The sequence below is a fragment of the Antarctobacter jejuensis genome, assembly GCF_052266595.1.
GTDB classification, from domain to species: domain Bacteria; phylum Pseudomonadota; class Alphaproteobacteria; order Rhodobacterales; family Rhodobacteraceae; genus Antarctobacter; species Antarctobacter jejuensis.
On sequence record NZ_JBQQXJ010000009.1, the window covers coordinates 17744 to 42362 of the forward strand.

The 24619-nt window shown below is 64.0% G+C and carries 28 protein-coding genes; 22 read left to right on the forward strand and 6 right to left on the reverse strand.

Annotated features, from left to right (window positions below; all coding sequences use genetic code 11):
- The first annotated feature begins 69 nt into the window (after positions 1–69).
- The 5 genes from leuS to ACTXGA_RS14110 all read left to right on the forward strand — a co-directional run bounded on the left by leuS (position 70) and on the right by ACTXGA_RS14110 (position 5634).
- Complete coding sequence (leuS, locus tag ACTXGA_RS14090; protein WP_443394659.1) at positions 70–2625, forward strand: leucine--tRNA ligase; 2556 nt, start codon at positions 70–72, stop codon at positions 2623–2625.
- A complete protein-coding gene (gene lptE, locus ACTXGA_RS14095) occupies positions 2612–3103 on the forward strand; it encodes an LPS assembly lipoprotein LptE (protein WP_443394660.1) in 492 nt (163 codons plus the stop codon). The genes leuS and lptE overlap by 14 nt, the downstream gene beginning before the upstream one ends.
- Complete coding sequence (gene holA, locus ACTXGA_RS14100; protein ID WP_443394662.1) at positions 3100–4125, forward strand: DNA polymerase III subunit delta; 1026 nt, start codon at positions 3100–3102, stop codon at positions 4123–4125. Before lptE ends, holA begins: the two co-directional genes overlap by 4 nt.
- Before the next feature lie 22 nt (positions 4126–4147).
- Positions 4148–4735, forward strand: a complete 588-nt coding sequence (locus ACTXGA_RS14105; protein WP_443394664.1) for a glutathione S-transferase family protein — start codon at positions 4148–4150, stop codon at positions 4733–4735.
- Between the two features lie 80 nt (positions 4736–4815).
- Positions 4816–5634 (forward strand): DUF2189 domain-containing protein, encoded by an 819-nt coding sequence (locus ACTXGA_RS14110; protein WP_443394665.1) that lies wholly within the window; start codon positions 4816–4818, stop codon positions 5632–5634.
- A 135-nt stretch (positions 5635–5769) separates the two neighbouring features.
- Here the strand turns inward: ACTXGA_RS14110 and ACTXGA_RS14115 are convergent, their stop codons facing one another.
- On the reverse strand, positions 5770–6084 hold the full coding sequence (locus ACTXGA_RS14115; RefSeq protein ID WP_443394667.1) for a DUF1244 domain-containing protein: 315 nt from the start codon (positions 6082–6084) through the stop codon (positions 5770–5772).
- Positions 6085–6099: 15 nt separating this feature from the next.
- On the reverse strand, positions 6100–6840 hold the full coding sequence (locus tag ACTXGA_RS14120) for an N-formylglutamate amidohydrolase (protein WP_443394669.1): 741 nt from the start codon (positions 6838–6840) through the stop codon (positions 6100–6102).
- 157 nt (positions 6841–6997) lie between these two features.
- Between ACTXGA_RS14120 and pyk the strand changes: the two genes are divergently transcribed.
- The 3 genes from pyk (at position 6998) to ACTXGA_RS14135 (ending at position 9676) form a co-directional block, all read left to right on the forward strand.
- A complete protein-coding gene (gene pyk / locus ACTXGA_RS14125; protein ID WP_443394670.1) occupies positions 6998–8443 on the forward strand; it encodes a pyruvate kinase in 1446 nt (481 codons plus the stop codon).
- Between the two features lie 24 nt (positions 8444–8467).
- Entirely contained in the window at positions 8468–8692 is a 225-nt protein-coding gene (locus tag ACTXGA_RS14130; protein WP_443394671.1) for a hypothetical protein, read from the forward strand.
- A 174-nt stretch (positions 8693–8866) separates the two neighbouring features.
- Positions 8867–9676: a transglutaminase-like domain-containing protein gene (locus ACTXGA_RS14135; RefSeq protein ID WP_443394673.1), complete on the forward strand. Its 810-nt coding sequence runs from the start codon at positions 8867–8869 to the stop codon at positions 9674–9676.
- Between the two features lie 6 nt (positions 9677–9682).
- On the opposite strand, the gene ACTXGA_RS14140 is transcribed toward ACTXGA_RS14135, so the two are convergent.
- Entirely contained in the window at positions 9683–10831 is a 1149-nt protein-coding gene (locus ACTXGA_RS14140; RefSeq protein ID WP_443394675.1) for an AI-2E family transporter, read from the reverse strand.
- 161 nt (positions 10832–10992) lie between these two features.
- On the opposite strand from ACTXGA_RS14140, the gene ACTXGA_RS14145 reads away from it, so the two are divergent.
- The 7 genes from ACTXGA_RS14145 (at position 10993) to ACTXGA_RS14175 (ending at position 15906) form a co-directional block, all read left to right on the forward strand.
- Positions 10993–11901, forward strand: a complete 909-nt coding sequence (locus ACTXGA_RS14145; protein WP_443394677.1) for an AEC family transporter — start codon at positions 10993–10995, stop codon at positions 11899–11901.
- Positions 11902–12009: 108 nt separating this feature from the next.
- Positions 12010–12210 (forward strand): 50S ribosomal protein L35, encoded by a 201-nt coding sequence (gene rpmI, locus ACTXGA_RS14150; RefSeq protein ID WP_443394679.1) that lies wholly within the window; start codon positions 12010–12012, stop codon positions 12208–12210.
- A 14-nt stretch (positions 12211–12224) separates the two neighbouring features.
- Complete coding sequence (rplT, locus tag ACTXGA_RS14155) at positions 12225–12590, forward strand: 50S ribosomal protein L20 (RefSeq protein WP_443394681.1); 366 nt, start codon at positions 12225–12227, stop codon at positions 12588–12590.
- 451 nt (positions 12591–13041) lie between these two features.
- Complete coding sequence (locus ACTXGA_RS14160) at positions 13042–13767, forward strand: gamma-glutamylcyclotransferase (protein ID WP_443394683.1); 726 nt, start codon at positions 13042–13044, stop codon at positions 13765–13767.
- Positions 13768–13841: 74 nt separating this feature from the next.
- Entirely contained in the window at positions 13842–14915 is a 1074-nt protein-coding gene (gene pheS / locus ACTXGA_RS14165; protein WP_443394685.1) for a phenylalanine--tRNA ligase subunit alpha, read from the forward strand.
- 274 nt (positions 14916–15189) lie between these two features.
- Entirely contained in the window at positions 15190–15579 is a 390-nt protein-coding gene (locus ACTXGA_RS14170) for a hypothetical protein (protein ID WP_443394687.1), read from the forward strand.
- Between the two features lie 45 nt (positions 15580–15624).
- On the forward strand, positions 15625–15906 hold the full coding sequence (locus ACTXGA_RS14175) for a YrhK family protein (protein ID WP_443394689.1): 282 nt from the start codon (positions 15625–15627) through the stop codon (positions 15904–15906).
- A gap of 95 nt (positions 15907–16001) precedes the next feature.
- On the opposite strand, the gene ACTXGA_RS14180 is transcribed toward ACTXGA_RS14175, so the two are convergent.
- On the reverse strand, positions 16002–16874 hold the full coding sequence (locus ACTXGA_RS14180) for a branched-chain amino acid aminotransferase (RefSeq protein ID WP_443394691.1): 873 nt from the start codon (positions 16872–16874) through the stop codon (positions 16002–16004).
- Positions 16875–17038: 164 nt separating this feature from the next.
- On the opposite strand from ACTXGA_RS14180, the gene ACTXGA_RS14185 reads away from it, so the two are divergent.
- The 6 genes from ACTXGA_RS14185 (at position 17039) to dxs (ending at position 22349) form a co-directional block, all read left to right on the forward strand.
- Positions 17039–17542, forward strand: coding sequence for a MarR family winged helix-turn-helix transcriptional regulator (locus ACTXGA_RS14185; protein ID WP_443394693.1), 504 nt, complete (start codon positions 17039–17041; stop codon positions 17540–17542).
- Entirely contained in the window at positions 17539–18240 is a 702-nt protein-coding gene (locus ACTXGA_RS14190; RefSeq protein ID WP_443394695.1) for a response regulator, read from the forward strand. Before ACTXGA_RS14185 ends, ACTXGA_RS14190 begins: the two co-directional genes overlap by 4 nt.
- A 134-nt stretch (positions 18241–18374) precedes the next feature.
- Positions 18375–19298, forward strand: coding sequence for a histone deacetylase family protein (locus ACTXGA_RS14195; RefSeq protein ID WP_443394697.1), 924 nt, complete (start codon positions 18375–18377; stop codon positions 19296–19298).
- Complete coding sequence (locus ACTXGA_RS14200) at positions 19295–19537, forward strand: exodeoxyribonuclease VII small subunit (protein ID WP_443394699.1); 243 nt, start codon at positions 19295–19297, stop codon at positions 19535–19537. Before ACTXGA_RS14195 ends, ACTXGA_RS14200 begins: the two co-directional genes overlap by 4 nt.
- A complete protein-coding gene (locus ACTXGA_RS14205) occupies positions 19534–20406 on the forward strand; it encodes a polyprenyl synthetase family protein (RefSeq protein ID WP_443394701.1) in 873 nt (290 codons plus the stop codon). Before ACTXGA_RS14200 ends, ACTXGA_RS14205 begins: the two co-directional genes overlap by 4 nt.
- Before the next feature lie 17 nt (positions 20407–20423).
- Positions 20424–22349: a 1-deoxy-D-xylulose-5-phosphate synthase gene (gene dxs / locus ACTXGA_RS14210; RefSeq protein WP_443394703.1), complete on the forward strand. Its 1926-nt coding sequence runs from the start codon at positions 20424–20426 to the stop codon at positions 22347–22349.
- 51 nt (positions 22350–22400) lie between these two features.
- On the opposite strand, the gene ACTXGA_RS14215 is transcribed toward dxs, so the two are convergent.
- A complete protein-coding gene (locus ACTXGA_RS14215) occupies positions 22401–23045 on the reverse strand; it encodes an exopolysaccharide biosynthesis protein (protein ID WP_443394705.1) in 645 nt (214 codons plus the stop codon).
- Positions 23042–23905 (reverse strand): SDR family oxidoreductase, encoded by an 864-nt coding sequence (locus ACTXGA_RS14220; protein WP_443394707.1) that lies wholly within the window; start codon positions 23903–23905, stop codon positions 23042–23044. Before ACTXGA_RS14220 ends, ACTXGA_RS14215 begins: the two co-directional genes overlap by 4 nt.
- Positions 23906–24092: 187 nt before the next feature.
- Here ACTXGA_RS14220 and ACTXGA_RS14225 point away from each other — a divergent pair, with 187 nt between their 5' ends.
- The gene (locus ACTXGA_RS14225) at positions 24093–24569 is read left to right on the forward strand and encodes a transglycosylase SLT domain-containing protein (protein WP_443394709.1); all 477 of its coding nucleotides are present in this window, start codon (positions 24093–24095) and stop codon (positions 24567–24569) included.
- Positions 24570–24619 lie beyond the last annotated feature (50 nt).

Sequence of the window (24619 nt, forward strand, 5' to 3'; positions counted from 1 at the left end):
AGCCTCTGGACCTTGACGCCGCCGCGCCCTATCACCCGCCCCCAAAGCCCGCCCGCCGGAGAGAGACAGATGTCGCGTTACGACCCCGCTACGATCGAGCCGAAATGGCAACAGGCCTGGACCGAGGCCGAGACCTTCAAGGCGCGCCGGACCGGCGACAAGCCCAAGTATTACGTGCTGGAGATGTTCCCGTATCCTTCGGGGCGCATCCACATCGGGCACGTGCGCAACTACACGATGGGCGACGTGATCGCGCGCTACAAGCTGTCGACGGGGCACAACGTGCTGCACCCGATGGGCTTTGACGCCTTCGGGCTGGCGGCCGAGAACGCCGCGATGGACCGCAAGATCCATCCCAAGGACTGGACCTATTCCAACATCGACGACATGGTCGCGCAGATGAAGCCGCTGGGCTTTGGGCTCGACTGGTCGCGCATGTTCGCCACCTGCGACCCGGAGTATTACGGCCACCAGCAGGCGCTGTTCCTTGATTTCATGGAAAAGGGCTTTGTCTACCGCAAGAAAGCGGTGGTGAACTGGGATCCGGTCGACATGACCGTGCTGGCCAACGAGCAGGTCGAAGACGGCAAGGGCTGGCGCTCTGGCGCCGAGGTGGAACGGCGCGAGCTGACGCAGTGGTTCTTCAAGATCTCCGACATGGCGGGCGAATTGCTGGACGCCATCGAGGGGCTGGATGAGTGGCCTGCCAAGGTCAAGCTGATGCAGCAGAACTGGATCGGGAAATCGCGCGGCCTTCAGTTCGCGTGGGATCTGACCAAGCCGGTGCATGGCATTGACAAGATTGATGTCTACACCACCCGTCCCGACACGCTGATGGGCGCGTCCTTTCTTGGCCTCTCGCCCGATCATCCGCTGGTCAAGGCGCTGGAGGCGGATGACCCCGCGCTTGCCAAGGCCACGGCCGAGATGCGCAAGGGCGGAACCACCGAAGAGGCGCTGGAGAAGGCAGAAAAGCTGGGCTACGACACCGGGCTGACCGTCAAACACCCGCTCGACCCCAGCTGGGAAATCCCGGTCTGGGTGGCGAATTTCATCCTCATGGATTACGGCACCGGCGCGATCTTTGCCTGCCCGGCGCATGACCAGCGTGACCTCGATTTCTGCCGCAAGTATGACCTGCCGGTGATCGACACCTTCGTGGCTCTGGACAACCCCAAGCGGGTCGAGAAAGAGGCCTTTGTTCCGCCGAAGACAGAAAAGGTGAAGTGGCTCAACCATTTCGCCGGGCTGGATGAGGCCACGGGCCAAGAGGCCGTCGATGCCACCATCGACTGGATGGAGGCGCGCGGGTTTGGCAAGGGCGTCGAGAAATTCCGCCTGCGCGACTGGGGCCTGTCGCGCCAGCGGTATTGGGGCTGCCCGATTCCGGTGGTGCATTGCGACGCCTGCGGTACCGTGCCGGAGAAGAAGGAAAACCTGCCGATCCGGCTGCCCGATGACGTCACCTTTGACGTGCCCGGCAACCCGCTGGACCGCCATCCGACCTGGCGCGACTGCCCATGCCCGTCCTGTGGCAAGCCGGCCAAGCGCGAAACCGACACGATGGACACCTTCGTGGATTCGTCGTGGTATTTCGCCCGCTTCACCGCGCCCCACGCGGCGACGCCCACGGATCTGGAAGAGGCCGCCTACTGGATGAACGTCGATCAGTACATCGGCGGCATCGAACACGCGATCCTGCATCTTCTCTATTCGCGATATTTCGCCCGCGTGATGATCGAATGCGGACACCTGCCGGACACCGCAAAAGAGCCGTTCAATGCCTTGTTCACGCAGGGAATGGTGACACATGCGATCTACCAGACCCGCGATTCCAACAATCGCCCGGTCTTTCACTATCCCGAGGAAGTGACACTGAAGGACGGCAAGGGCTATCTGGCGGACGGCAGGGAGGTCACAATCGTGCCTTCGGCCAAGATGTCGAAGTCCAAGAACAACGTCGTCGACCCGCAGGCCATCATCGCCACCTATGGCGCCGATACCGCGCGCTGGTTCGTGCTGTCCGACTCACCCCCGGAACGGGATGTGGAATGGACCGCCTCCGGCGCCGAGGCCGCGCACAAGCATCTTTCCCGCGTCCACCGCATTGCCGCCGAGATTGCCGCCTCCGATGCGCCCTCGACCAATGAGGACGCCGCCCTGCTGAAAGAGATGCACAAGGCGATCCACGACGTGACCATGGGCGTCGAATCCTTCGGCTTCAACGCGGCCATCGCCAAGCTGTATGCCTTTACCAACGCGCTGGCCAAATCGCGCGCGGGCAAAGAGGTCAAGGCACAGGCGGCGCTGACCCTCGCGCAGCTGATGTCGCCGATGACCCCGCACCTGTCAGAGGAAATCTGGCACCTGCTGGGCGGCGAGGGGCTGATCGCCAATGCGCCCTGGCCCAAGGCTGATGAGGCGATGCTGGTCGAGGACACCGTCACCCTGCCGATCCAGGTCAACGGCAAGCGCCGGGGCGAGATCGAGGTGCCCAAGGATCTGCCCAAGGAAGAGGTTGAAAAGATCGCGCTGGCGCACGAAGCTGTGGTGCGGGCCCTCGACGGGGGCCAGCCGAAAAAGCTGATCGTGGTGCCGGGGCGGATCGTGAATGTGGTGGTGTAACAGACGGGCTTTCCTGACCGGCGCGGCCGCCACCGGCCTCACGGCCTGCGGCTTTACCCCGGTCTACGGCCCGCAGGGCGGCGGCACCGCCCTGCAGGGCACCATCGCCCTGACGGAATCGCGCACCGTATCCACCTATTACTTCAACCGCCGGTTCGAGGAACGCATGGGACGCGGCGGCCCCGCTGCGCCCTACCGGCTGGACGTGCAATTGCAGAGCGATTCGCAGGACCTCGGCTCGACCTCCGCCGGTGACGTGACGCGGATCCGGCTGATTGGCCGGGCGTTCTACACGCTCAAGGACGCCTCCGGCGCCACCCTGCTGGAAGGGCGGACAAACGCCTTTTCCGGCTATTCCAACACCGGCACGACCGTTGCCACCCGCGCCGCGCAGAAAGATGCGAAAAAGCGCCTGATGGTGCTTCTGGCCGATCAGGTGATCGACGATCTGCTTCTGGCGGATGTCACCGGCGCATGAAACTCTCTGCGCGGGACGCCAACGCCTTTTTCCGCAAACCCGATCCGGCAGCGGCGGGCTTGCTGATCTATGGTGAGGACACCATGCGCGTCGCCATGAAACGGCAGGAGGTGACCGCCGCCATCGTCGGGCCAGAGGGCGAGGCCGAGATGCGCCTGACCCGCCTTGCGGGCGCCGATCTGCGCAAGGATCCCGCCGCCCTTCTGGATGCGGTCAAGGCGCAGGGCTTTTTCCCCGGACCCCGCGCCGTGCTGGTCGAAGAGGCCGCAGATGGCACCACAGAGGCGCTGAAGGCGGCCCTGTCGGACTGGCGCGAAGGCGATGCGCAGATCATCGTCACGGCGGGGGCGCTGGCGGCCAAATCCTCTCTGCGCAAGCTGTTCGAGAACGCGAAAAACGGTTTTGCTGCGGCGCTTTACAATGATCCCATGGGCCGCGCGGAAATAGAGGCGGAACTGGCCCGCGCAGGGCTGAAGGACGTGGGCCGCGATGCCATGGGCGCGCTCGAACATCTCGCGCGGGACCTGACGCCGGGCGATCTGCGCCAGACGCTGGAAAAGATCGCGCTCTACAAGTTTTCCGATGACACCCCCCTGACCCCGGATGAGGTGGCGCTGAACGCGCCCGCCTCGGTCGAGGCGGATATCGACGATGTCTTCAACGTGCTGGCAGAAGGGCGCACCGCCGAAATCGCCCCCGTCATGCAGCGGCTAGAGGCGCAGGGCGTGACACCGGTGACGCTGCTCATCATGGGGATGCGCCATTTCCGCGTGCTTTTCGCGCTGGCCTCGGCCCCCGGCGGCCCCGCGCAGGGCATTGGCCGCCTGCGCCCGCCGATCTTTGGCCCGCGCCGCGACCGGATGCTGCGGCAGGCGCAGAACTGGTCCGCCGCGCGGCTGGAAGAGGCGCTAAAGCTCTTGATGGACACCGACCTGACCCTGCGCTCTGCCGGGCAAAAGGCGCCGCAGATGGCGCTGGTCGAACGGGCCTTTGTGCGGCTGGCCTATCTCGGGCGTCGTTAGGGCCACTCTCGGGGGGATCGACATGTCTTACACACTGTACGGGTCCGTCCGCAGCCGCGCGTTCCGGGTGCTGTGGTTGTTGGAGGAGTTGGGGCAGCCCTACACCCATGTGCCTGCAGGCCCGCAGTCCGAAGAGGTCCGCAGGGTCAGCCCGCTGGGTAAGATCCCGGTGCTGATCGAGGACGGCGCCGTTCTGCGCGACTCGACGGCGATCCTGACCTATCTCGCCGACAAACACGGCGCGTTCACGTTTGCCGCCGGCACGCAAGACCGCGCGCGGCAGGACGCATGGACCTTCCGCATTCTCGATGAGGTGGAATCGCTGCTCTGGACCGCGTCCAAGCACAGCTTTGTCCTGCCAGAGGCAGAGCGCGTGCCGCAGGTCAAGGATCCCTGCCGCGCCGAATACGCCCGCAACATCGCCCGCATCATGGAAGAGGCCGAAGGGCCCTGCCTGATGGGAAAGACGCCGCTGATCCCGGACATCATCCTGTGCCATTGCGGCGGCTGGGCGCAGGCGGCGAAATTCCCGGCAGGGCCCGACAGCTTCGCGGACTACCTGTCAAACCTCCGCGCCCGCCCGGCCTTTCGCAAGGCCTCCACCCAGTAATCCGCAGACGGCCGCGCGTCACGCTCCTTGCCCTATGGGCCGACCTGAGACACAGTTGAAGGCGATAGGAGGGGCGTGTCATGAATTCCCGGACCGCAGGTTCCACACCGCCGGACAGCCCGACGCCCCGGCAGCAGGGCCTGCCCAAGGTCAACAAGGTGACAGCGGATGATATCCGCGCATCGCTAAAGGCCGGGTATGCCGACTTTCTGGCGCGTCCGGTCATGAGCGGCTTTTTCGGCCTGTTCTATGCGGTTTTCGGGATCCTGTTCGTTTGGTGCCTGCTCTGGCTGGGCAAGATCTGGATGATCGTTCCTGCCGCCGTTGGCTTTCCCCTGATCGCCCCCTTCGCCGCCGCCGGGCTCTATGAAATGTCCCGCCGGTTGCAAAGGGGAGAGTCGTTCGGCTGGTCTGACATTCTCACGGTCATGGCCAATCAGCGCAAACGCGAAATGGGGTGGATGGCCTTTGTCACCCTCTTCATCCTCTGGGTTTGGTTCTACCAGTTTCGGACCGTGTTGGTGATCGTCCTGCAGGACGCGTCTTTCTCGGATCTCGACGGGTTTCTGAACACCGTGTTCTATACCCCAGAGGGCTGGACCTTCCTCGCCATCGGCTTTTGCGTCGGCGCGGTTCTGTCGGCGGCGCTGTTCTCCGTGACCGTTGTCGCCATGCCCTTGTTGCTCGACCGCGAAATCGATTTCGTGTCCGCCATGATCACGTCGGTTCGTGTCGTCACCGAAAACCCGGTGGTCATGCTCACGTGGGCGGCGATCATCTCGGTCACTATGGTGGTGTCGCTGGTGCCCGCGTTTCTGGGCCTGATCGTCACCCTGCCAATCCTCGGCCACACCACATGGCATCTCTATCAACGGGCCGTGCAACCGGCAGAGGGCTGATCCGCCACGGCCCAGCTATGGTGGGGCCATCACCCCCCCCCCCTGAGGGGGGTGAAAATCCTGACAAAGGGTTAAATCGCGCCTGTAACCCCTTGATCCTGCATTCCCCCTAAGCTGTCCACGCGTGGACAGGGGTCAGGCCTTGTCGGTTACGTTCTCCTTGAACGCCGTCTCGAACGCCTCTTGTTTGTCCGCCCCGGCCTCGGTCTGGAACTGCGCCTTCCACTCCGAATAGGGCATGCCGTAATAGATCTCGCGGGCCTCTTCCTTGCCCATCTCGATGCCCTTTTCGTTCGCCGCCTCCATGTACCAGCGGCTGAGGCAATTGCGACAGAACCCGGCAAGGTTCATCAGGTCGATATTCTGCACGTCCTGCCGGTCTTCCATCAGGTGCTTGCGCAGGCGGCGAAAGGCGGCGGCTTCGATTTCGATGCGTGTCTGGTCGTCCATCTGTGTCTCTCCTCTTCAATCCACGGCCAAGTCCAGCGCCCGCTGCAACAGCGGCGCCAGCCGGGCCGCCCAATGGCGCTGCCCGGTCTCATCCTCGATCAGGTCGTTTCGGACCTCGATCAGCGTATTCTGCCGGCCATGCCGCAACGCGTGCCGATCCAGCGCGTCACCGGGCAGATGGCCGGGGTAGGGCTCATTCCGGCCCACCACGATGTCCGGTTCCTCCTCTAGCGCGGCAATGAACGGATCCGACAGCCGCACGTCCCAAGACGGATGCAAGATCCCCACATGCCAGGGCCGCGGCGGGCGGCCGTGCAATTGAGGCGTGAAGGAGTGGACCGAAATGATCGCGATATCGTCGCGCCGCGCCGTCATGCGGGCCAGCAGGTCATCATAGGGCCGGTAATAGGCGGCGATTCTCCGCGCCCGCTCTTCGGCGTCGACGTGGCGGTTCCCCGGCACGACAGAGCCGTCGTAGAGCTTCATGATCAGGGTCGGATCGTCCTCGCCCCGGTTCGGGTCAATCACGAGGCGCGAAAAGTTGGACATGACCACCGGCGCGTCCAGCGCCTCTCCAAGCCCGAGCGCCACGCCCGCCGCGCCAACGTCATAGGCGATATGGCGTGCCATGTCGGACACCGGCAGGCCCAGCGACCCGCCAAGGTCCGGAGGCACAAGGTTAGACGCGTGATCGCAGGTGATCAGGAAACGGCTGGGACGGTTTTCACCGATGATCTGGCAGGGGGAATATGTCATGGTCTCGTCGTGTTTGGCCCGCTACACATATGTCAGTTGCATGCCAAAGGGAAATGCAGGATAACTCGGCAGGTGTTAGCGATAACGCTGCGGCTGCACGGCGCGGGTACGGTGCGTGTTCAGCCAAGCCAGGACCGATGGGTCAGGAGAAATTGAAATGAAACGCGACCGTAACGTCAAGATCGTGGCCACGCTGGGCCCGGCTTCGAATACCTATGAAATGATCCGGGCGCTGCATGAGGCCGGGGCGGATGTTTTCCGTCTCAACATGAGCCACGGCACGCACGAAGAAATCGAAGAACGTCACAAGATTATCCGGCAGGTCGAAAAGGACCTGGACAGCCCGATTGCCATTCTGGCCGACCTGCAGGGCCCGAAACTGCGTGTTGGCGAATTTGCCAACGGCTCGGAAGAGCTGGAATGGGGCGCTAGTTTCCGTCTGGATCTGGATCCGACGCCGGGCGACGCCACGCGGGTTCAGCTGCCGCATCCGGAAATCTTTGCCGCCCTCACCGCCGGGTCGCACCTGCTGGTCAACGACGGCAAGATCCGCCTGCGCATCACAGATTGCTCCAAGGATCATGCCAATTGCACCGTCGAGGCGGGCGGCACGATTTCCAACCGCAAGGGCGTGAACGTGCCTGACGTGGTGCTGCCGGTGGCGGCGCTGTCCGAAAAGGACCGCCGGGATCTGGAATTTGCCTGCGCGCTTGGCGTCGACTGGGTCGCCCTGTCCTTTGTCCAGCGGGTCGAGGATGTAGAAGAGGCGCGGCGCCTTGTCTGGGGCCGGGCGGCGATCATCTCGAAGATCGAAAAGCCCTCTGCCGTCGAAGCGTTCGACGAAATCCTCAAGGTCTCCGACGGCATCATGGTCGCACGGGGCGATCTGGGCGTGGAACTGCCTGTTCAGGCGGTGCCGCCGATCCAGAAACGTCTGGTGCGCAAGTGCCGCGCGGCTGCCAAGCCTGTGATTGTGGCCACCCAGATGCTGGAATCGATGATCGAATCGCCGATGCCGACTCGGGCCGAGGTGTCGGACGTGTCCGGCGCGATCTACGAAGGCACCGACGCGATCATGTTGTCGGCGGAATCGGCGGCCGGTCAATACCCGATCGAAGCCGTGACCACGATGAACAACGTGGCCGTCTCCGTGGAAAGCGATCCGACCTATCGCGAAGTGATCGAGGCCTCACGCTCTGCCGCGCGCAAATCCGTGGCGGACGGGATCGTTGCCGCCGCGCGTGAGATTGCCGAGACCACAGACGTCAAGGCGATCTGCTGCTTTACCTCTTCGGGCACCACCGCCGCCCTCGTGGCGCGCGAACGCCCGCGGGTTCCGATCATCGCCATGACCGCCATGCGCGGCGTGGCGCGGCGGATGTCGCTGACATGGGGCACCCAGTGCGTCATGACCGGCGAGCTGGAGCGGTTCAAGCAGGCGGTCGTCAACGCGGCCCGCGCGGCGCGCTCTGAAGGCTATGCAGGCGAAGAGGATCAGATCGTCGTCACCGCCGGTGTTCCGTTCAACCAGCCGGGCACCACGAACATCCTGCGCGTGGCCCCCTGCAACGAGCGTTTGATCTATTCCACCGATCCGGAATAACCTTCCCCAAAGTGGGGATAGGTTATGGAACCTGACATGATGCTGGTGGTCGGGATGGGGCTGATTGTCCTGTCCCTGCCATCCATCCTTTCGGCTTGGACCGACAGCCGCGCGCCCCGACTGGGCGCGCTGTTGCTTTTGGGGGGTGGTGGACTGGCGATCTGGGCGCTGAGCGACAAGGACGGCGGCTATACCTGGGCCGAAATCCCGGACGTGTTCTACGGCGTGATCGGGCAGATCCTGAACTGATCCTCTGGGATTATGATCTGCACGCATCCGGCAGGTGCCTGAAATTCGTGCGTTTGCCCGGCAGGTGGCGCTGGGGCTGGTGGGCACACCCGGAACCGCATGACACCACACCCTGTAACGTGTTACCCCCTGTCAGCCCGGCCATTCAGGCAGGGGACAAGGACAGCGCCGCACATGACCCTAACCCTTCATCTGGGCTGTCGGCTGACCTTCGACGTGCCTGCTCGCACGCCGATGATCGTGATGCTCAACGTGCACCCGTCTCTGGCTGACGGGTTCGAGCGTCCCGACAGCATGACAACCGACCCCGCCGTTCCGCTGCACAGCTATAACGACGGTTTCGGCAATATCTGCACGCGGCTTGTGGCCCCGGCGGGGCGGTTCACGGTTTCGACTGATGGGCTCTTGCGGGATGCCGGTCTGGCCGACCCGGTGGACACCTCTGCCATACAGCACCCGGTCGAGGAACTGCCGGATGAGGCCATCACCTATCTGCTGCCCAGCCGGTATTGCGAAAGCGACGTTCTGTCGGACGAAGCCTGGCGTCGGTTCCACCGGGTGCCGCTTGGTTGGCGGCGCGTTCAGGCGGTCTGTGACTTTGTCTACACACACATCCGCTTCGGCTATGCGCAGTCCCGGCCCACGCGGACGGCGGCAGAGGCTCTGCGGGAGCGGGTCGGTGTCTGCCGGGATTTCGCCCATCTGGCCATCGCCCTGTGCCGCAGTCTGAACATCCCGGCGCGCTATTGCACCGGCTACGTCAGTGACGTTGGGCAACCGCCGCCCTATGCGCCGATGGATTTTGCGGCCTGGATGGAGGTCTACCTTGGTGGCCAATGGTGGACTTTTGATCCGCGCAACAACGATACCCGTTATGGCCGTGTTCTGATCGCGCGCGGAAGGGACGCGGCGGACGTGCCGCTGACCCATACGTTCGGGCATCATGAACTGAGCGGTTTCGAGGTCTGGATCGACGAGGTCTAGGCGGGTTCAGGGGCTTGGGGCAGGAGTGGCGGCTTCGGTCGGCTCTACGGGTGCGGCGCCCAGTTCGTCGAGATCGGGCAGCCCCTCGCGCGACAGGATGATGGCCGCCGGGCGCAGGGCAGGGATATGCGCGCAGATGATCATGATCGACACCATGATTGGCACCGCCATGAACATGCCGACAATCCCCCAGACCGCCGCCCAGAAAGCCAGTGAGGCGATGATGCCGAAGGACGACAGCCGCAAAGTCTTGCCCAGCAACAGCGGGTCCAGAACCTGGCCGACGGAAAACTGGATCACCGTGACGATGCCCAGAACCGACAGACCGGTAAAGGTGTCGCCGGTCTGCACATAGCCCACCAGCGCAACAATCACCGTGGCCACGATCGACCCGATGTTGGGGATGAAATTCAGCACGAAGGTCAGCACCGCCATCGGCATCGCGAGGTCAAGGCTGAACAGGGTCATCACGAGGTAGACAAACGCGCCGGTGACCGTGCTGATGATCAGCTTGACCACCAGATACCGGTTCACCCGGTGGATGATCGAGGAAATGATGATCTCGATGTGCCGCGCGCGCCGCTCATCCCCCATCAGGCTGACCAGCTTGGTCGAGAACCACAACCGTTCAAGGAACATGAACCCGACGAAGAGCGTCACCAGAACCGCGCCGGAGACAATGTTGCCCGCCTGGCCCGCCAAAGAGGACAGATAGGGGCCCAGTTGGATGCCCTGCATCCACTCCAGCGCCGCCGCCTCGATATCGGCCCCCATCCAGCCGACAAGGTCCGCGACGATCTCTTGCGTGGGGCCTGAATACTGCAGGATGGTGATGACCACGGTATTGGCCTGCGCGATGATGATCAGCGAGGCCGAGATCAGGATCGTGGCGATCAGCAGCACTGCAAGGAACGATGCGATCCAGATCGACACCTTGGCACTGCCGATCCTGAGACGCTGAAAATAGTTGATGGCATCAGAGGTGAGCGAAAACAGCATGATCGCGATGGCCAGCGAGATCAGCAGGAACTTGGCCTGCACCAGCAGGAACAGGATGACGGCAAAGGCGATGATGCCAAGAAACCAGCTTTGAGCCCGCCCCTCGTCCGAAGCCTGCGGGTGGTCTGACGTGCGGATGTGTTTTGATCTTTTCAATGTAACGTCCCTATCTGCCGAAAGGATAGGTAGGCCTGCGGCAAGGGGCAAGCAGATGCAGGGGCCGGACAGCCTGCGCGACGGCGTTTGCGCAAATCCGTGCTCTGGCGGAGCCCGGCCATGAGGTGCTAGTCGGGGACCACCGACAAGGGAGCCCCGACTTGCTGTTGATCACGATCTGGCCGCTGTTCGCGATGATCTGCCTTGGCTTCGTGCTGGCGCGAAAGGGCTTTCCCGATCCCGGTTTCTGGCCGGCGGCGGAGCGGTTCAACTATTTCCTGCTGTTCCCGGCCTTGCTGGTGTCCAGCCTCGTGGACGCGCCGGTGCGCGACCCTGCGATCCTGCGGCTGGGCGGCGCGGCGGTTGCGACGATCGTGATCGCCTGGCTGGGGATGGGGCTGGCGCGGCGCGTGTTTCCGGTGCCAGCGGCGCGGTTCGGTCCCGCCTTTCAGGGGGTGGTGCGGTTCAACACTTACCTTGGCCTTGCCGTCACCGGCAGCCTTGCGGGGGGAGAGGGGGTTGCCCGGGCGGCGGTCTATCTGGCCATTGCGGTGCCTTTGGTCAACGTCCTGTCGATCCTTGCCCTGACCGAAAGCGGCCCGGCGCGTCACCCCGTGACAATGGCCAAGACGATGCTGCGCAATCCGCTGATCCTTGCCTGCCTTCTGGGCCTTGCGCTGGCGTTTGGCGGAGTGGGCTTGCCCTTCGGGATTGGCCGGTTTCTGGAACTGGTGGCGCAGGCCAGCCTGCCGCTGGGCCTGTTGTGCGTGGGGGCAGCGCTGCAACCGGCGGCGTTGCGGCAGGAGGCGGGGGCGCTGGCGGGCAATGTTGTGCTGCGGCTGTGTGGCATGCCTGTGCTTGCGTCGCTTGTCGGACTGGGATTCGGCCTTGACGGGACAGAGGCATTGGTGCTGATCGTCTTTTCGGCCATCCCGACCGCGCCCACGGCCTACGTGCTGACCCGGCAGTTGGGCGGCGATGGCACCTTCATGGCGGGGCTGGTGACGGCGCAGACTCTGGCGGCGGTGGCGACGATCCCTGTGATGCTGGTGCTGCTGGGATTGTCCTGAGGGCGGAAAGCGCTTGTCAATCACGCGACATGCCCCTATACGGCGCGCTCTAACCGCGTGGCCGGCCAGAGTGGCATGCCGAGTCGCGCTAAGAAGATGGAGATCGAAATGCCCAAGATGAAGACCAAATCGAGCGCGAAAAAGCGCTTCAAGATCAGTGCCAAGGGCAAGGTCATGGCCGCCCAGGCGGGCAAGCGCCACGGCATGATCAAACGCACCAAGAAATTCATCCGCGATGCTCGCGGCACCACCACGCTGTCCGCTCCTGACGCCAAGATCGTCAAGAGCTACATGCCGTACGACCGCTGAGAGGAGACTGAGAGATGCCCCGTACCAAAGGCGGAACCGTCACCCACGCGCGTCACAAGAAGATCACCGACCAGGCCAAAGGTTACTACGGCCGCCGCAAGAACACCTTCAAGGTGGCGGCACAGGCGGTTGACAAGGCGAACCAGTACAAGACCCGCGACCGCAAGAACCGCAAGCGCAACTTCCGCGCCCTGTGGATCCAGCGGATCAACGCAGCCGTGCGTGCGCATGATGAGTCGCTGACATATTCGCGCTTCATCAACGGCCTGACGCTGGCCGGGATCGAAGTGGACCGCAAGGTTCTGGCCGATCTGGCCGTGCACGAGCCCGCGGCCTTTGCCGCGATCGTGGATCAGGCGAAAGGCGCGCTGCCGGCCTGAGCCGCAGCACAGCGCTGAATAGATCGAAGGCCCGGGCGTCAGCGTCCGGGCCTTTTTCGTCACCGTCACCACGTTCCAAATAACCCCTTCCGCCGACGCCCATCAGGCTGTCACCCCCTGCTGCAGCGGGGGTGAAGGGCCGACCGTGGGGAGCGGGCGCTGGCGTGGCCGTGCATAGGTCACCGTTACGTCCAAACCGTCCGATTGGCGCGGAAACGCTCGTTGCGGCGCCTTTGTGGATTTGCTCCGATCGGAATGCCTGTTGGACGGGCTGACCTGGGCTGCGGTTTCTGATTTCAGGTGCCATTACGTGCAGCCGTGATGCCTTTTTCAAACGAGCGGATCGTTCGTGGCAGCGTGGGGCCTCACCCCTGATTTACGCTACGGAACGAAGTACTATCCAATCCGCACAAAGACTGCCAAGCTGGCTCTGACCAGGAGCGAGGCCTTGATGTCCCACGACGATCCCTATCGCCATCATCCCAACCTTCGGCCTCTCATCACCCCGCCCGAAGAGTCGCGTTTCATGGATTTTCACCCTGACAAGGTGCGCACCATGGCGCGCGAGCACGGCCTGCCAACGGATTGGATCATGGAAGACGCCGAACGCGATGCGGATCGGGCGGCAACCATGCAAGGCCGGTGGGACCGTGACTTGTGGGTTTTCGGCTACGGCTCTTTGATGTGGGATCCGGGTATCCGGTTTTCAGAGGTCCGTCGCGCCCATGCCCCCGCCACCGCCCGGCGCTTTATCCTGTGTGACGTCAACGGCGCGCGGGGAACCCATGACGCGCCGGGTCTGATGGCGGCACTGGACGAAGGGGACGGCTGCCACGGGCTGGTCTTCCGCATTCCGGTCGCGCGGTTGGAAAGTGAGACCTTCAGCCTCTGGAGCCGCGAGCGCATTGCCCATGCCTATCTGTGCACCTTCATCGAGGTTCACACAGAGGACGGTCCCGTCGAGGCGCTGGCCTTTATGGCCAATCATGAACGGGACTCGATCCGGGGCGATCTGACCCATGAGGAACAGGTGCACCTGATCGCCACCGGACAGGGGATCATCGGTTCCAGCGCGGCTTATCTAGAAAGCCTGGCCGAACATCTGGCCGAATTCGACATCAGGGATGCAGAGGTGATGCGCCTGCTGGATGACGTGCGCGCCCGCAGGGCACCTTGACCGCAGGCAATCTGACGGTTGCAAACCGGGCGGGGCAGGGCTAACCCGTCGCGGGCAAGCTTGAGGGACCGACGATGGACGATTTGCGCGAAAAATACATCGACCTGATTGCCAAGGCGGGCGACGAGTCCGCGCTGGAGGACCTGCGCGTGGCCGCGGTGGGCAAGAAGGGTGAGATTAGCCTCAAGATGCGCGAACTGGGCAAGATGAGCCCGGAAGAGCGTCAGGTGGCCGGTCCCGCGCTGAACAAGCTCAAGGATGAGATCAACTCGGCGCTTGCGGCCAAGAAGGCCGCACTGGCCGATGTGGCGCTCGAAGAGCGTCTGCGCGGCGAATGGCTGGACGTGACCCTGCCGGTGCGCGCGCAGCGCCGCGGCACCATCCACCCGGTCAGCCAGGTTATGGATGAAATCACTGCGATCTTTGCCGATCTGGGATTTGCCGTGGCCGAAGGGCCGCAGATCGACACGGATTGGTACAACTTCGACGCGCTGAACATCCCCTCGCACCACCCGGCGCGGGCGGAGATGGATACCTTCTACATGCACCGCGCCGAGGGCGATAACCGCGCCCCGCACGTGTTGCGCACCCATACCTCGCCGGTTCAGATCCGCCACATGGAGGCGCATGGCGCGCCGTGCCGGATCATTGCGCCGGGCCGCGTTTATCGCGCCGACTATGACCAGACGCACACGCCGATGTTCCATCAGGTCGAGGGCCTTGCCATCGACAAGGAAATTTCCATGGCGAACCTGAAATGGGTGCTGGAAGAGTTCTTTGCCGCCTTCTTCGAGATCGACGGCATCAAGACCCGCTTCCGCGCCTCGCATTTCCCCTTCACCGAACCTTCGGCCGAAGTGGATATTCAGTGTTCGTGGGAAGACGGCCAGCTGAAGATCGGCGAAGGCGACGGCTGGCTTGAGGTTCTGGGCTCCGGCATGGTGCACCCCAAGGTGCTGTCGGCGGCGGGTGTGGACCCGAGCCAATGGCAGGGCTTTGCCTTTGGCATGGGGATCGACCGGATCGCGATGCTGAAATACGGCATCCCGGACCTGCGCGCCTTCTTCGACTCGGACCTGCGCTGGCTGCGACACTACGGCTTTGCGAGCCTTGATGTGCCGACGACCTTTGCCGGGTTGAGTAGATAATCAACAGACGGGATCGGCGGCATTCGCTGAGTTTGGTCGTGTTCTGGCGCTGTCGGACGGCAGCTCGTGTCAACATCGCCAGTTCACCTTTCGCCCCGATCCCAATGCCCGGACCACGGCCAGAGGGCACCGGGCCAACGTGCTGAGGCCATGTTTCGAGTAGGCGGACCGTCACGCGTTGCCGGCGCGTGCACCACTCGCCCACAATCGCCGCTCCCCTTTTGAGGCAATCCGTGCCACCCTCCCGGCAACAAAACCAACCGGGAGACCTGCCATGTTCCGCGCTCTTGCCCTTGTCGGCCTGCTCGCCACACCCGCCATCGCCGATGAGGTCTGGGACGCAGATATCGGTGCCATTGTCTATCAGGATGAAGTGGATGGGGCGGCGGTCTTCACCTTCCGCAACTTCGACGGCACCCCGGCCACGCTGGTCATTCCCGGTCTGGCGGGCAATTTCGACAATCGCGGCGTGCACGATGCCTTTTGGGTCGGGCGGGGGCAGGGCTATTGCCTTGGGTCGATGGGCTGGAAGGGTGAAAGCAGCCAGCATTGGGGAACGGCGGTGCTGATCTTCGACAAACCCGCCTATCCGACCTCATTCACCCTGATGATGGGCGATTGTTTTGGCCTGCCGAGCTATTCCACCCGCGCGATCATCCGTTGACCGGACAGACCCCCGCATGGATGCCTTGCGAAACTTGATCGACGCATGACCCTGTTTTCCCACCAGAACCGCGAACGCTCGGAGGCGACGCGCCGCACCTATGCGGCCTTCGAACTGGCCCACACTATCGTGGATTTCCTTGCGGCGATCTGTTTCCTGATCGGCTCCATCCTGTTCTTCTGGAGCGCCTATGAAACGCCCGCGATCTGGCTGTTCGTAATCGGGTCCTTCTTTTTCGCGATGAAACCGACCCTGCGTCTGGTGCGGGAGTTGAGACTTGCGGCCATGGGCGATGCAGAGGACCTGGCCAAGCGGTACAGGGAGTAAGCAGAACGCGGCAAGGCCTGCGTTCAACCCCTCCACCGCACCAAAAAAGGGCGGGGTCATAACCCCGCCCTTGGCATTGTCAGTTGTGGCCAGCCTTAGCTGCGCACAAGTTTCTCGTAGCTTTCCGAGATATCACGTGTCAGCGCGCCGACCTCGAAGTTGAAGTCGCCGATCTGCCCCACCGGGGTGACCTCGGCGGCGGTGCCGGTCAGCCAGCACTGCTCAAAGCCTTCCATCTCTTCGGGCATGATGTGGCGTTCATGCACCTTGATCTGCTTGTCTTCCAGCATCCCGATCACCGTCTGACGGGTCAGACCGTTGAGAAAGCAGTCGGGCTTGGGTGTATGCACTTCGCCGTCTTTCACGAAGAAGATGTTCGCGCCGGTCGCCTCGGCCACGTAGCCGCGATAATCCATGAACAGCGCGTCAGAACAGCCCTTGGCCTCTGCCGCGTGTTTGGAGGTGGTGCAGATCATGTAGAGGCCGGCGGCCTTGGCATGGACCGGGATCGTCTCAGGCGAGGGGCGCTTCCACTTGGAAATGTCCAGCTTGGCGCCCTTCATCTTGGCGTCGCCATAGTAGTTGCCCCAGGACCAGGCCGCGATGGCAAGACGGACGGGGTTGCGCGCCGACGCGACACCCATGTCCGGACCGGCACCGCGCCAGGCCACCGCGCGCACATAGGCATCCGTCAGGCCGTTGGCCGCCAGAACGGCGACCTTGGCGGCCTCGATTTCATCCACGGTATAGGGGATCTCGAAATCCAGCTCGCGGGCCGAAAAATGCAGCCGCTCGGAATGTTTGCGCGACAGGAAGATCTTGCCGTTGTAGCAGCGCTCACCCTCGAAGACGGAGCTTGCATAATGCAGCCCGTGGGTCAGTACGTGCACATTGGCCGCCCGCCAGTCCACCAGCTGACCGTCCAGCCAGATCTTGCCGTCGCGGTCGTCATATGCTCCATCTGCCATCTTCTCTCTCCTCACGTGCAGCGGGTCGAATTTTTCGATTGTTGCGCGGTTTGCGTCCGAAACGGACATAAAGTTGCGCCAAATCTGCGACTCGCTACCAGTTAGATATTGGAATGTCAACAAGGCTGACTTAATGTGGCCAAAAGCAGCGAGGGCGGGTTGGTATGTCAGAGGGGCGTGGTTCGCAGGGGGAAACCCTGCTTTACCTCACGGATGAGCAGCTTCGGCAGGGGGCCGAGGCGATGTTTTTTGCCTATCGGGGCTTTACCGCCGATCCGGATCGCATTCTGGACGGCCTCAGCTATGGCCGCGCCCACCACAGGGCACTGCACTTTATCCACGGCGCGCCGGGCACGACGGTGAACAACCTGTTGTCGATCCTCGGCGTGACCAAACAATCCCTGAACCGCGTGCTGCGCACCCTTATCAGCGACGGGCTGGTCGAAAGCCGGGTGGGCCGCGTGGACAAGCGGGAGCGACACCTGTACCTGACCGAGGCAGGCGAGACGCTGGAACGCGAATTGTCCGACGTTCAGCGTTTGCGGATGCGCGCCGCCTACCGCGACGCCGGGCCAGAGGCTGTGGCGGGCTTTCGCCGCGTGTTGGAGGCGATGATGGACCCGGACATGCGCCGTCACTACCACAGCCTGAAGGAGGGCCGGGGATGAGCGAGCACGACGCCCACCTGCTGATCGTCGACGACGATGAGCGCATCCGCGGACTTTTGCAGAAATTCCTGATCCGCAACGGTTTTCTGGTCAGCGCGGCCCGCGACGCCGCCCATGCGCGGCGGTTGCTGGGCGGGCTGGATTTCGACATGATCGTGCTGGACGTGATGATGCCGGGCGAGGACGGCGTGAGCCTGACCCGGGGCATCCGCGAAACCTCGCAGACGCCGATCCTGTTGCTGACCGCACGGTCAGAGACCGAGGACCGGATCAAGGGGCTGGAGGCCGGGGCAGACGACTACCTTGCCAAGCCGTTCGAACCAAAGGAGCTGTTGCTGCGGATCAATGCGATCCTGCGCCGGATGCCCGAAGTCGCGCCAGAGGACAGCGCGCCCAAACTGCTGATGCTGGGCGACATCCGCTATGACATCGAACGCGGCGAGCTGTGGCAGGGTGAAGAACTGATCCGTCTCACCGCCACCGAAAGCCAGTTGATGCGGATCTTCTCTGCCCGCCCGGGCGAGGCCCTAAGCCGGGCGCAATTGGTCGAGGAACTGGGCCGCGACAAGGGGCAGGCGCAGGAGCGCGCGGTGGACGTGCAGATCACTCGCCTGCGGCGCAAGCTGGAGGCCGATCCGAAACAGCCGCGCTATCTGCAGACGGTGCGCGGGGCGGGCTATATGCTGGCGCCCGACTGAAGGCCTGATTGCGCGCCTGCCAGACAGTCTGACTGGCGGGTTGCAGCGGCCGCCGTTTCGCGGTTTTGTCAGGCCATGGCGTCCGTGATGGACGTGGCAGTGCGTATTTTTCAAGAGAAGAAGCAGGGGGCGCGATGGCGACGGCACTCTTTAACCATGCGGATGCGCTGGACCATGTGACGCCTCAGGGCCATCCCGAGCGGGTGGAACGGGTCGAGCATCTGTTGCATGCGCTGGCGGGGCTCGACCTTGACCGGCGCAGCGCGCCGGAGGCGGAGGAGGCGCATCTGCGCTATTGTCATCCCCAGCGCTACATCGACCGGATACGCGGCGCGATTCCGGCCAGCGGGCAGGTCCAGCTGGATGCCGATACATGGCTGTCACCGGGGTCTCTTCGCGCGGCGCTGCGCGCGGCAGGTGCGGCGGTGGCCGCGGTGGATGCGGTTCTGGCGGGTGAGGTTGCAAATGCTTTTTGCGCCATGCGCCCGCCGGGCCACCATGCCGAGACCGAGACTCCGATGGGGTTCTGCCTGTTCGGCAACGTGGCGATCGCCGCGAAACATGCGCTGGTTTCTCACGGGCTGGGACGTGTGGCGGTGGTGGATTTCGACGTCCACCATGGCAACGGCACCCAGGATCTGCTGTGGGACGAGGCGAAGACACTGTTCATCGGATCCCACCAGATGCCGCTCTGGCCGGGCACGGGCAACGCGGATGAGCGTGGCGCGCATGACAACGTGCTGAACCTGCCGCTGCCGCCCAATTCCGGCGGGGCCGAGATGCGGGCCGCTTGGACGCCCGCGCTGTCGCGGCTGCGGGCCTACCAGCCCGATCTGCTGATCATCTCTGCGGGCTTTGATGCGCATCAGGACGATCCGCTGGCGCAGTTGAACTGGACCGTGGACGACTTCCGCTGGATCACGCGGGCGCTCTGCGACGTCGCGGCAGAGACCTGTGGCGGGCGGGTGGTGTCCTGTCTGGAAGGCGGCTATGACCTGCAGGCGCTTAGCGACAGCGGCAAGGCGCATGTCGAGATACTGATGGAGGCAGGGGCATGACCGAGACGCCGGTCGAGGAAATGAGCTTTGAGCAGGCCATGGCCGAGCTCGAAAAGACCGTTGGGATGCTGGAGCGCGGCGATGTCGCGCTGGAGGATTCGATCAAGCTTTATGAACGGGGCGCGGCCCTGCGCAAACGCTGCGACCAGAAGCTGAAAGAGGCCGAGGAAAAGGTGGCTGCCATCACGCTGGACGCGGACGGCAATCCAGCGGGGACGAAACCGGTCGAAGGGTTATGAGCTTCACAGACGGGCTGGCGCAAGCCGTCCGTGCTGTCGAGGCCCATCTGGCAAACGTCCTGGCGGAGCATAGGGCTCTGCCGGTGGTCGAGGCGATGGGATATGCGGCCTCGGGCGGCAAACGGTTGCGCGCCTATCTGGTGCTGGAAAGCGCCCGTATCCATGGCGTGGAGGCGGCGCGGGCGATCTGGCCCGCCACGGCAATCGAGGCGATCCATGCCTACAGCCTTGTGCATGATGACCTGCCTTGCATGGACGACGACGACCTGCGCCGCGGCTTGCCGACCGTGCACCGCAAATGGGATGAGGCCACCGCCGTGCTGGCCGGGGATGCGCTGCAGACGCTGGGCTTTGAACTGGTCGCGCGGCCCGAATGCCATGCGGATCCGGCGGTGCGCGCGGACCTGACGCTCAGCCTTGCGCGCGCGGCGGGGGCGCGCGGGATGGTGCTTGGGCAGGCGCTGGACATGGCGGCGGAAACCTCTGCGACGCCGCTGACCCTGGCAGAGATCACCGCCCTGCAGGCGGGCAAGACCGGCGCGCTGATCGCCTGGTCGGCAGAGGCGGGCGCGCGTCTGGCGCAGGACGATCCCGCGCCGCTGACCGCCTATGCCGAACGGCTGGGCCTTGCCTTTCAGATCGCCGATGACATTCTGGATGTCGAAGGGGACGCCGCGCAGATGGGCAAGGCGGTGGGCAAGGACGAAACCCGCGGCAAGGCCACCTTTGTCAGCCTTCTGGGGCTGGACGGGGCGAAAAGCCGCGCATCCGATCTCGTGACCGAGGCCTGCGACTGCCTATCTCTATACGGTGACAAAGCGAAAAACTTGCAGGACGCGGCTCGTTTCGTTATCTCGCGCCGGACCTGAAGCCAATTGAGGGCGCCATGACCGACAAGCCTCGGACCCCCTTGCTCGACCGTGTGGGCAGCCCTGCCGATCTCAAGCAGTTCTCTGACGAACAACTGGAACAGCTGGCCGCCGAATTGCGGGCCGAGACCATTGCCGCCGTGTCTGAAACCGGCGGCCATCTTGGCGCGGGTCTGGGCGTGGTCGAACTGACCGTCGCCTTGCACGCGATTTTCGACACCCCGCGCGACAAGGTAATCTGGGACGTCAGCCACCAGTGTTATCCGCACAAGATCCTGACCGGGCGGCGCGACAGGATGCTGAGCCTGCGGCAGAAGGACGGGTTGTCGGGCTTCACGAAACGGTCCGAGTCGCCCTATGACCCGTTTGGCGCCGCGCATTCTAGCACCTCGATCTCTGCGGCGCTGGGCTTTGCCGTGGCGCGCGATCTGGGCGGGGTCTGTGACACCGGGCATGGCGATGCCATCGCGGTGATCGGCGATGGCGCGATGAGCGCGGGCATGGCATTCGAGGCGCTGAACAACGCGGGCCACCTTGGCAAGCGGCTGATCGTGATCCTCAACGACAACGAGATGAGCATCGCGCCTCCCACCGGTGCGCTGTCCTCCTACCTCAGCCGTCTTTATGCAGAGGCGCCCTTTCAGGATCTGAAGGCCGCCGCCAAGGGCGCGGTCAGCATGTTGCCCGAACCTTTCCGCGAAGGGGCCAAGCGTGCCAAGGAGATGCTCAAGGGCATGACCGTGGGCGGCACCCTGTTCGAAGAGCTTGGGTTTTCCTACCTCGGGCCGCTGGACGGGCACGACCTGCATCAGCTCTTGCCGGTCCTGCGCACCGTGCGCCAGCGTGCAACGGGGCCGATCCTGATCCATGTTCTGACCAAGAAGGGCAAGGGCTACAGCCACGCGGAACACGCCCCTGACAAGGGCCACGCGCGGGCCAAGTTCGATGTCATCACCGGCAAGCAGAAAAAGGCGCCCTCGAACGCGCCCAGCTATACGAAGGTCTTTGCGCAATCGCTGCTGCAGCACGCCGCCGAGGATCCGCGTATTTGTGCGGTGACGGCCGCGATGCCGGACGGCACCGGGCTTGACCTGTTCGCCGAACGCTATCCCAGCCGCTGTTTTGACGTGGGTATTGCCGAACAACATGGCGTGACCTTTTCCGCCGGTCTGGCGGCAGGCGGCATGCGGCCGTTCTGTGCGATGTATTCCACCTTCCTGCAGCGCGGCTATGACCAGGTTGTGCACGACGTGGCGATCCAGCGTCTGCCGGTCCGTTTCGCCATCGACCGCGCCGGTCTGGTTGGCGCGGACGGGGCGACCCATGCCGGGTCTTTCGACGTGGCCTACCTGGCCAACCTGCCGGGCTTTGTGGTGATGGCTGCGGCAGACGAGGCAGAGTTGAAACATATGGTTGCCACCGCCGCCGCCCATGACGAAGGACCGATTGCCTTTCGTTATCCGCGCGGCGAGGGTGAGGGCGTCGAGATGCCCGAACGTGGCGAGGTTCTGGAGATCGGCAAAGGCCGCATGATCCGTGAGGGCAAAGGCGTGGCCATCCTGTCCTTCGGCACCCGTCTGGGCGAAGTGTTGAAGGCCTGTGAGGCGCTGGAGGCGCGCGGCGTCGCCCCGACAGTGGCCGACGCCCGCTTTGCCAAACCGCTGGACCGCGATCTGATCCTGCAGCTGGCACGGGAACACGACGCCCTGATCACCATCGAAGAGGGGGCCGTGGGTGGCTTTGGCAGCCACGTCGCGCATCTGCTGGCCGAGGAAGGCGTCTTTGACACCGGGCTGAAATACCGCTCGATGGTGCTGCCCGATACCTTCATTGATCAGGCCAGCCCGCGCGACATGTACGCCGTGGCGCGGCTCAATGCCGAAGATATCGAGGCCAAGGTCCTGCAGGTGCTGGGGGTCGAGGTGCTGGACAAACGCGCGTGACCTGAAACGTCGCCGATCCCGGTCGGCGGCGCCTCGTCAACTGCAGGTCGCTCAGATCAGCCCTGACCAGATCGACGCAAGGATCAGGGTCACGATCCCGGCCTGCGCATAGCCTGCCACAAGGAACAGCCCGTCCCGCGACATCAGCCCGTACATGATCATCGCCACCGCCCCGGCGAAAAACGATGTCACGAAGGGCAACAGTTCAAGCACCGGCCAGGCCAGCGCAATCAGCGTGACGACGACATAGGCGAGGGGCCGCAACGGGCGCGAGGACAGGATTCGCAGCCGCCCGCTGGACAGACGGTCCATCCAGCCCGCGGGCTTGCTCAGCCAATCCACAGCGCGGGTCATCTTTTTGGCTTTGATCCTGCGCCGCATCAGGAACCCGGGCAGCCACAGATGCCGCCGTCCGATCAGGGCCTGCACCGTCACAAGGATGGTGATCAGCGCGCCAATTGTGGGCGTGCCCGGAATCCCGGAAATGGGCGAGACGAGCACGATGGCAGGCACAAGGATCACCGCTGGAAACGACTGGTCCCCAACCCGTTTCAGCACATCCTCGACGGACACATGGGTATCGCCGTCCTCCGGACGCATCAGTTCCAGGATATCGCCAAGGCATTGCGGCCCGCGCCGCCCTTCGGGGGCAGCCTGCGGCTCGGCCTCTGGCCGGTCAGGCTCGGTCGTCGTCATTGCTCCGCCTGTTCCGCCGCCAGAATGGCCGCCAGCCCGCTGGGATAATCGGGATATAGCAGGGTCACGCCCAACTCTTCCTTGATCCGCCTGTTCGACACGCGCTTGCTTTCGCCGTAGAAACTGCGCGCCATGGGCGACATGTCAGCCTCTTCAAAGGGCACCTCGGGCGGCGCCGGCATCCCCAAGAGTTCGGCGGCATGGCCGATGATGTCCTGCGGCGGGGCCGGGGTGTCGTCACACAGGTTATAGGCGCGGCCCGGATCGGGTTGCCGGATCGAGGCCAGCAGCACCCGCGCGATATCGTCCACATGGATGCGCGAAAATACCTGGTTCGGCTTGATTACCCGCCGCGCCGTCCCGCGCCGCAGCTTGGCAAAGGGACCTCGCCCGGGGCCGTAGATGCCCGCAAGACGAAAGATATGCAGCGGCAGCCCGTCGATGGCGGTCCAATCCGCTTCGGCCTGCACCCGCGCCCGGCCCCGCGCAGAAGAGGGGATCAACGGCGTCTCTTCATCGACCCAGCCGCCCTGATGGTCGCCATAAACACCGGTCGTCGACAGGTACCCCGCCCAGTCCAGCGTTGGCGCCCGCCGCGCAATCGCCTCTCCGACCAGACGCAGCGCCGGGTCCCCGTCCTTGTCCGGCGCGGCAGAGATCAAGAGATGGCTGCATCGGTCCAGCGCCGCCTCGATCTCATCCGCGTCCCACAGGATCGGTGTCACGCCCGTTGCGCGCAGCGCGTCGATCTTGGCGGGATCGCGCGTGGTGCCGATCACCTCCCAGCCCTCGGGCAGCAGGAGCCGCGTCAGCGCGCGCGCCGAATATCCGTGACCAAGAGAGAGCAGGGTGCCTTTCATCCGCTCTAGGTGGCGACAGATCGTGAAAGATGCAAGCCTAGACGCGATGTCGCAGGTCTCGGCGACGCGCGGCCGGGCGCCGCTGCGCCAGGCCGGTCTGGCAGGCTTTCGCCGAGCCGCGCGCGGCGGACTCGCCTGAATCTGTGGCGGGGCTTAGGAGGGCCGCAGGTATTTTCCCGGAGATTCCATGCTGACCCGCCGTTTCCTGATGCTGTCCGCCGCCTGCGCGCTGGCCGGTTGCGCCGCCCGCCCAGAGGCTGAACCCGTGGCCCCCAAGCCCGCCGCCCTGCCGCTGCACCCGAACGAGACGCCCGAATTGCGCTCCAAGATCAACAGGTGGGCGGATCACTATGAATTGCCCCGTGGCCTCGTGCACCGTCTGGCGATCCGCGAAAGCACGCATAATCCGGCCGCGCGCGCCGGGCCCTATTGGGGACTCTTGCAGATCCTGCCGCAGACCGCGCGCAGCATGGGCTTTCAGGGCAAGAACCGCGACCTTCTGGATGCGGACACCAACCTGAAATACGGGCTCAAGTACCTCAAGGGCGCCTATATCGTCGCAGACGGCGACTGGGACAATTCCATCAAGTGGTACGCGCGCGGCTACTATTACGAAGCCAAGCGCAAGGGGCTTCTGTACGAAACCGGCCTGCGCACCCGGTAAATCAAAATAACGGGTTCACGGATGCCGGGATTCGCGTCTAGGCTGCATTC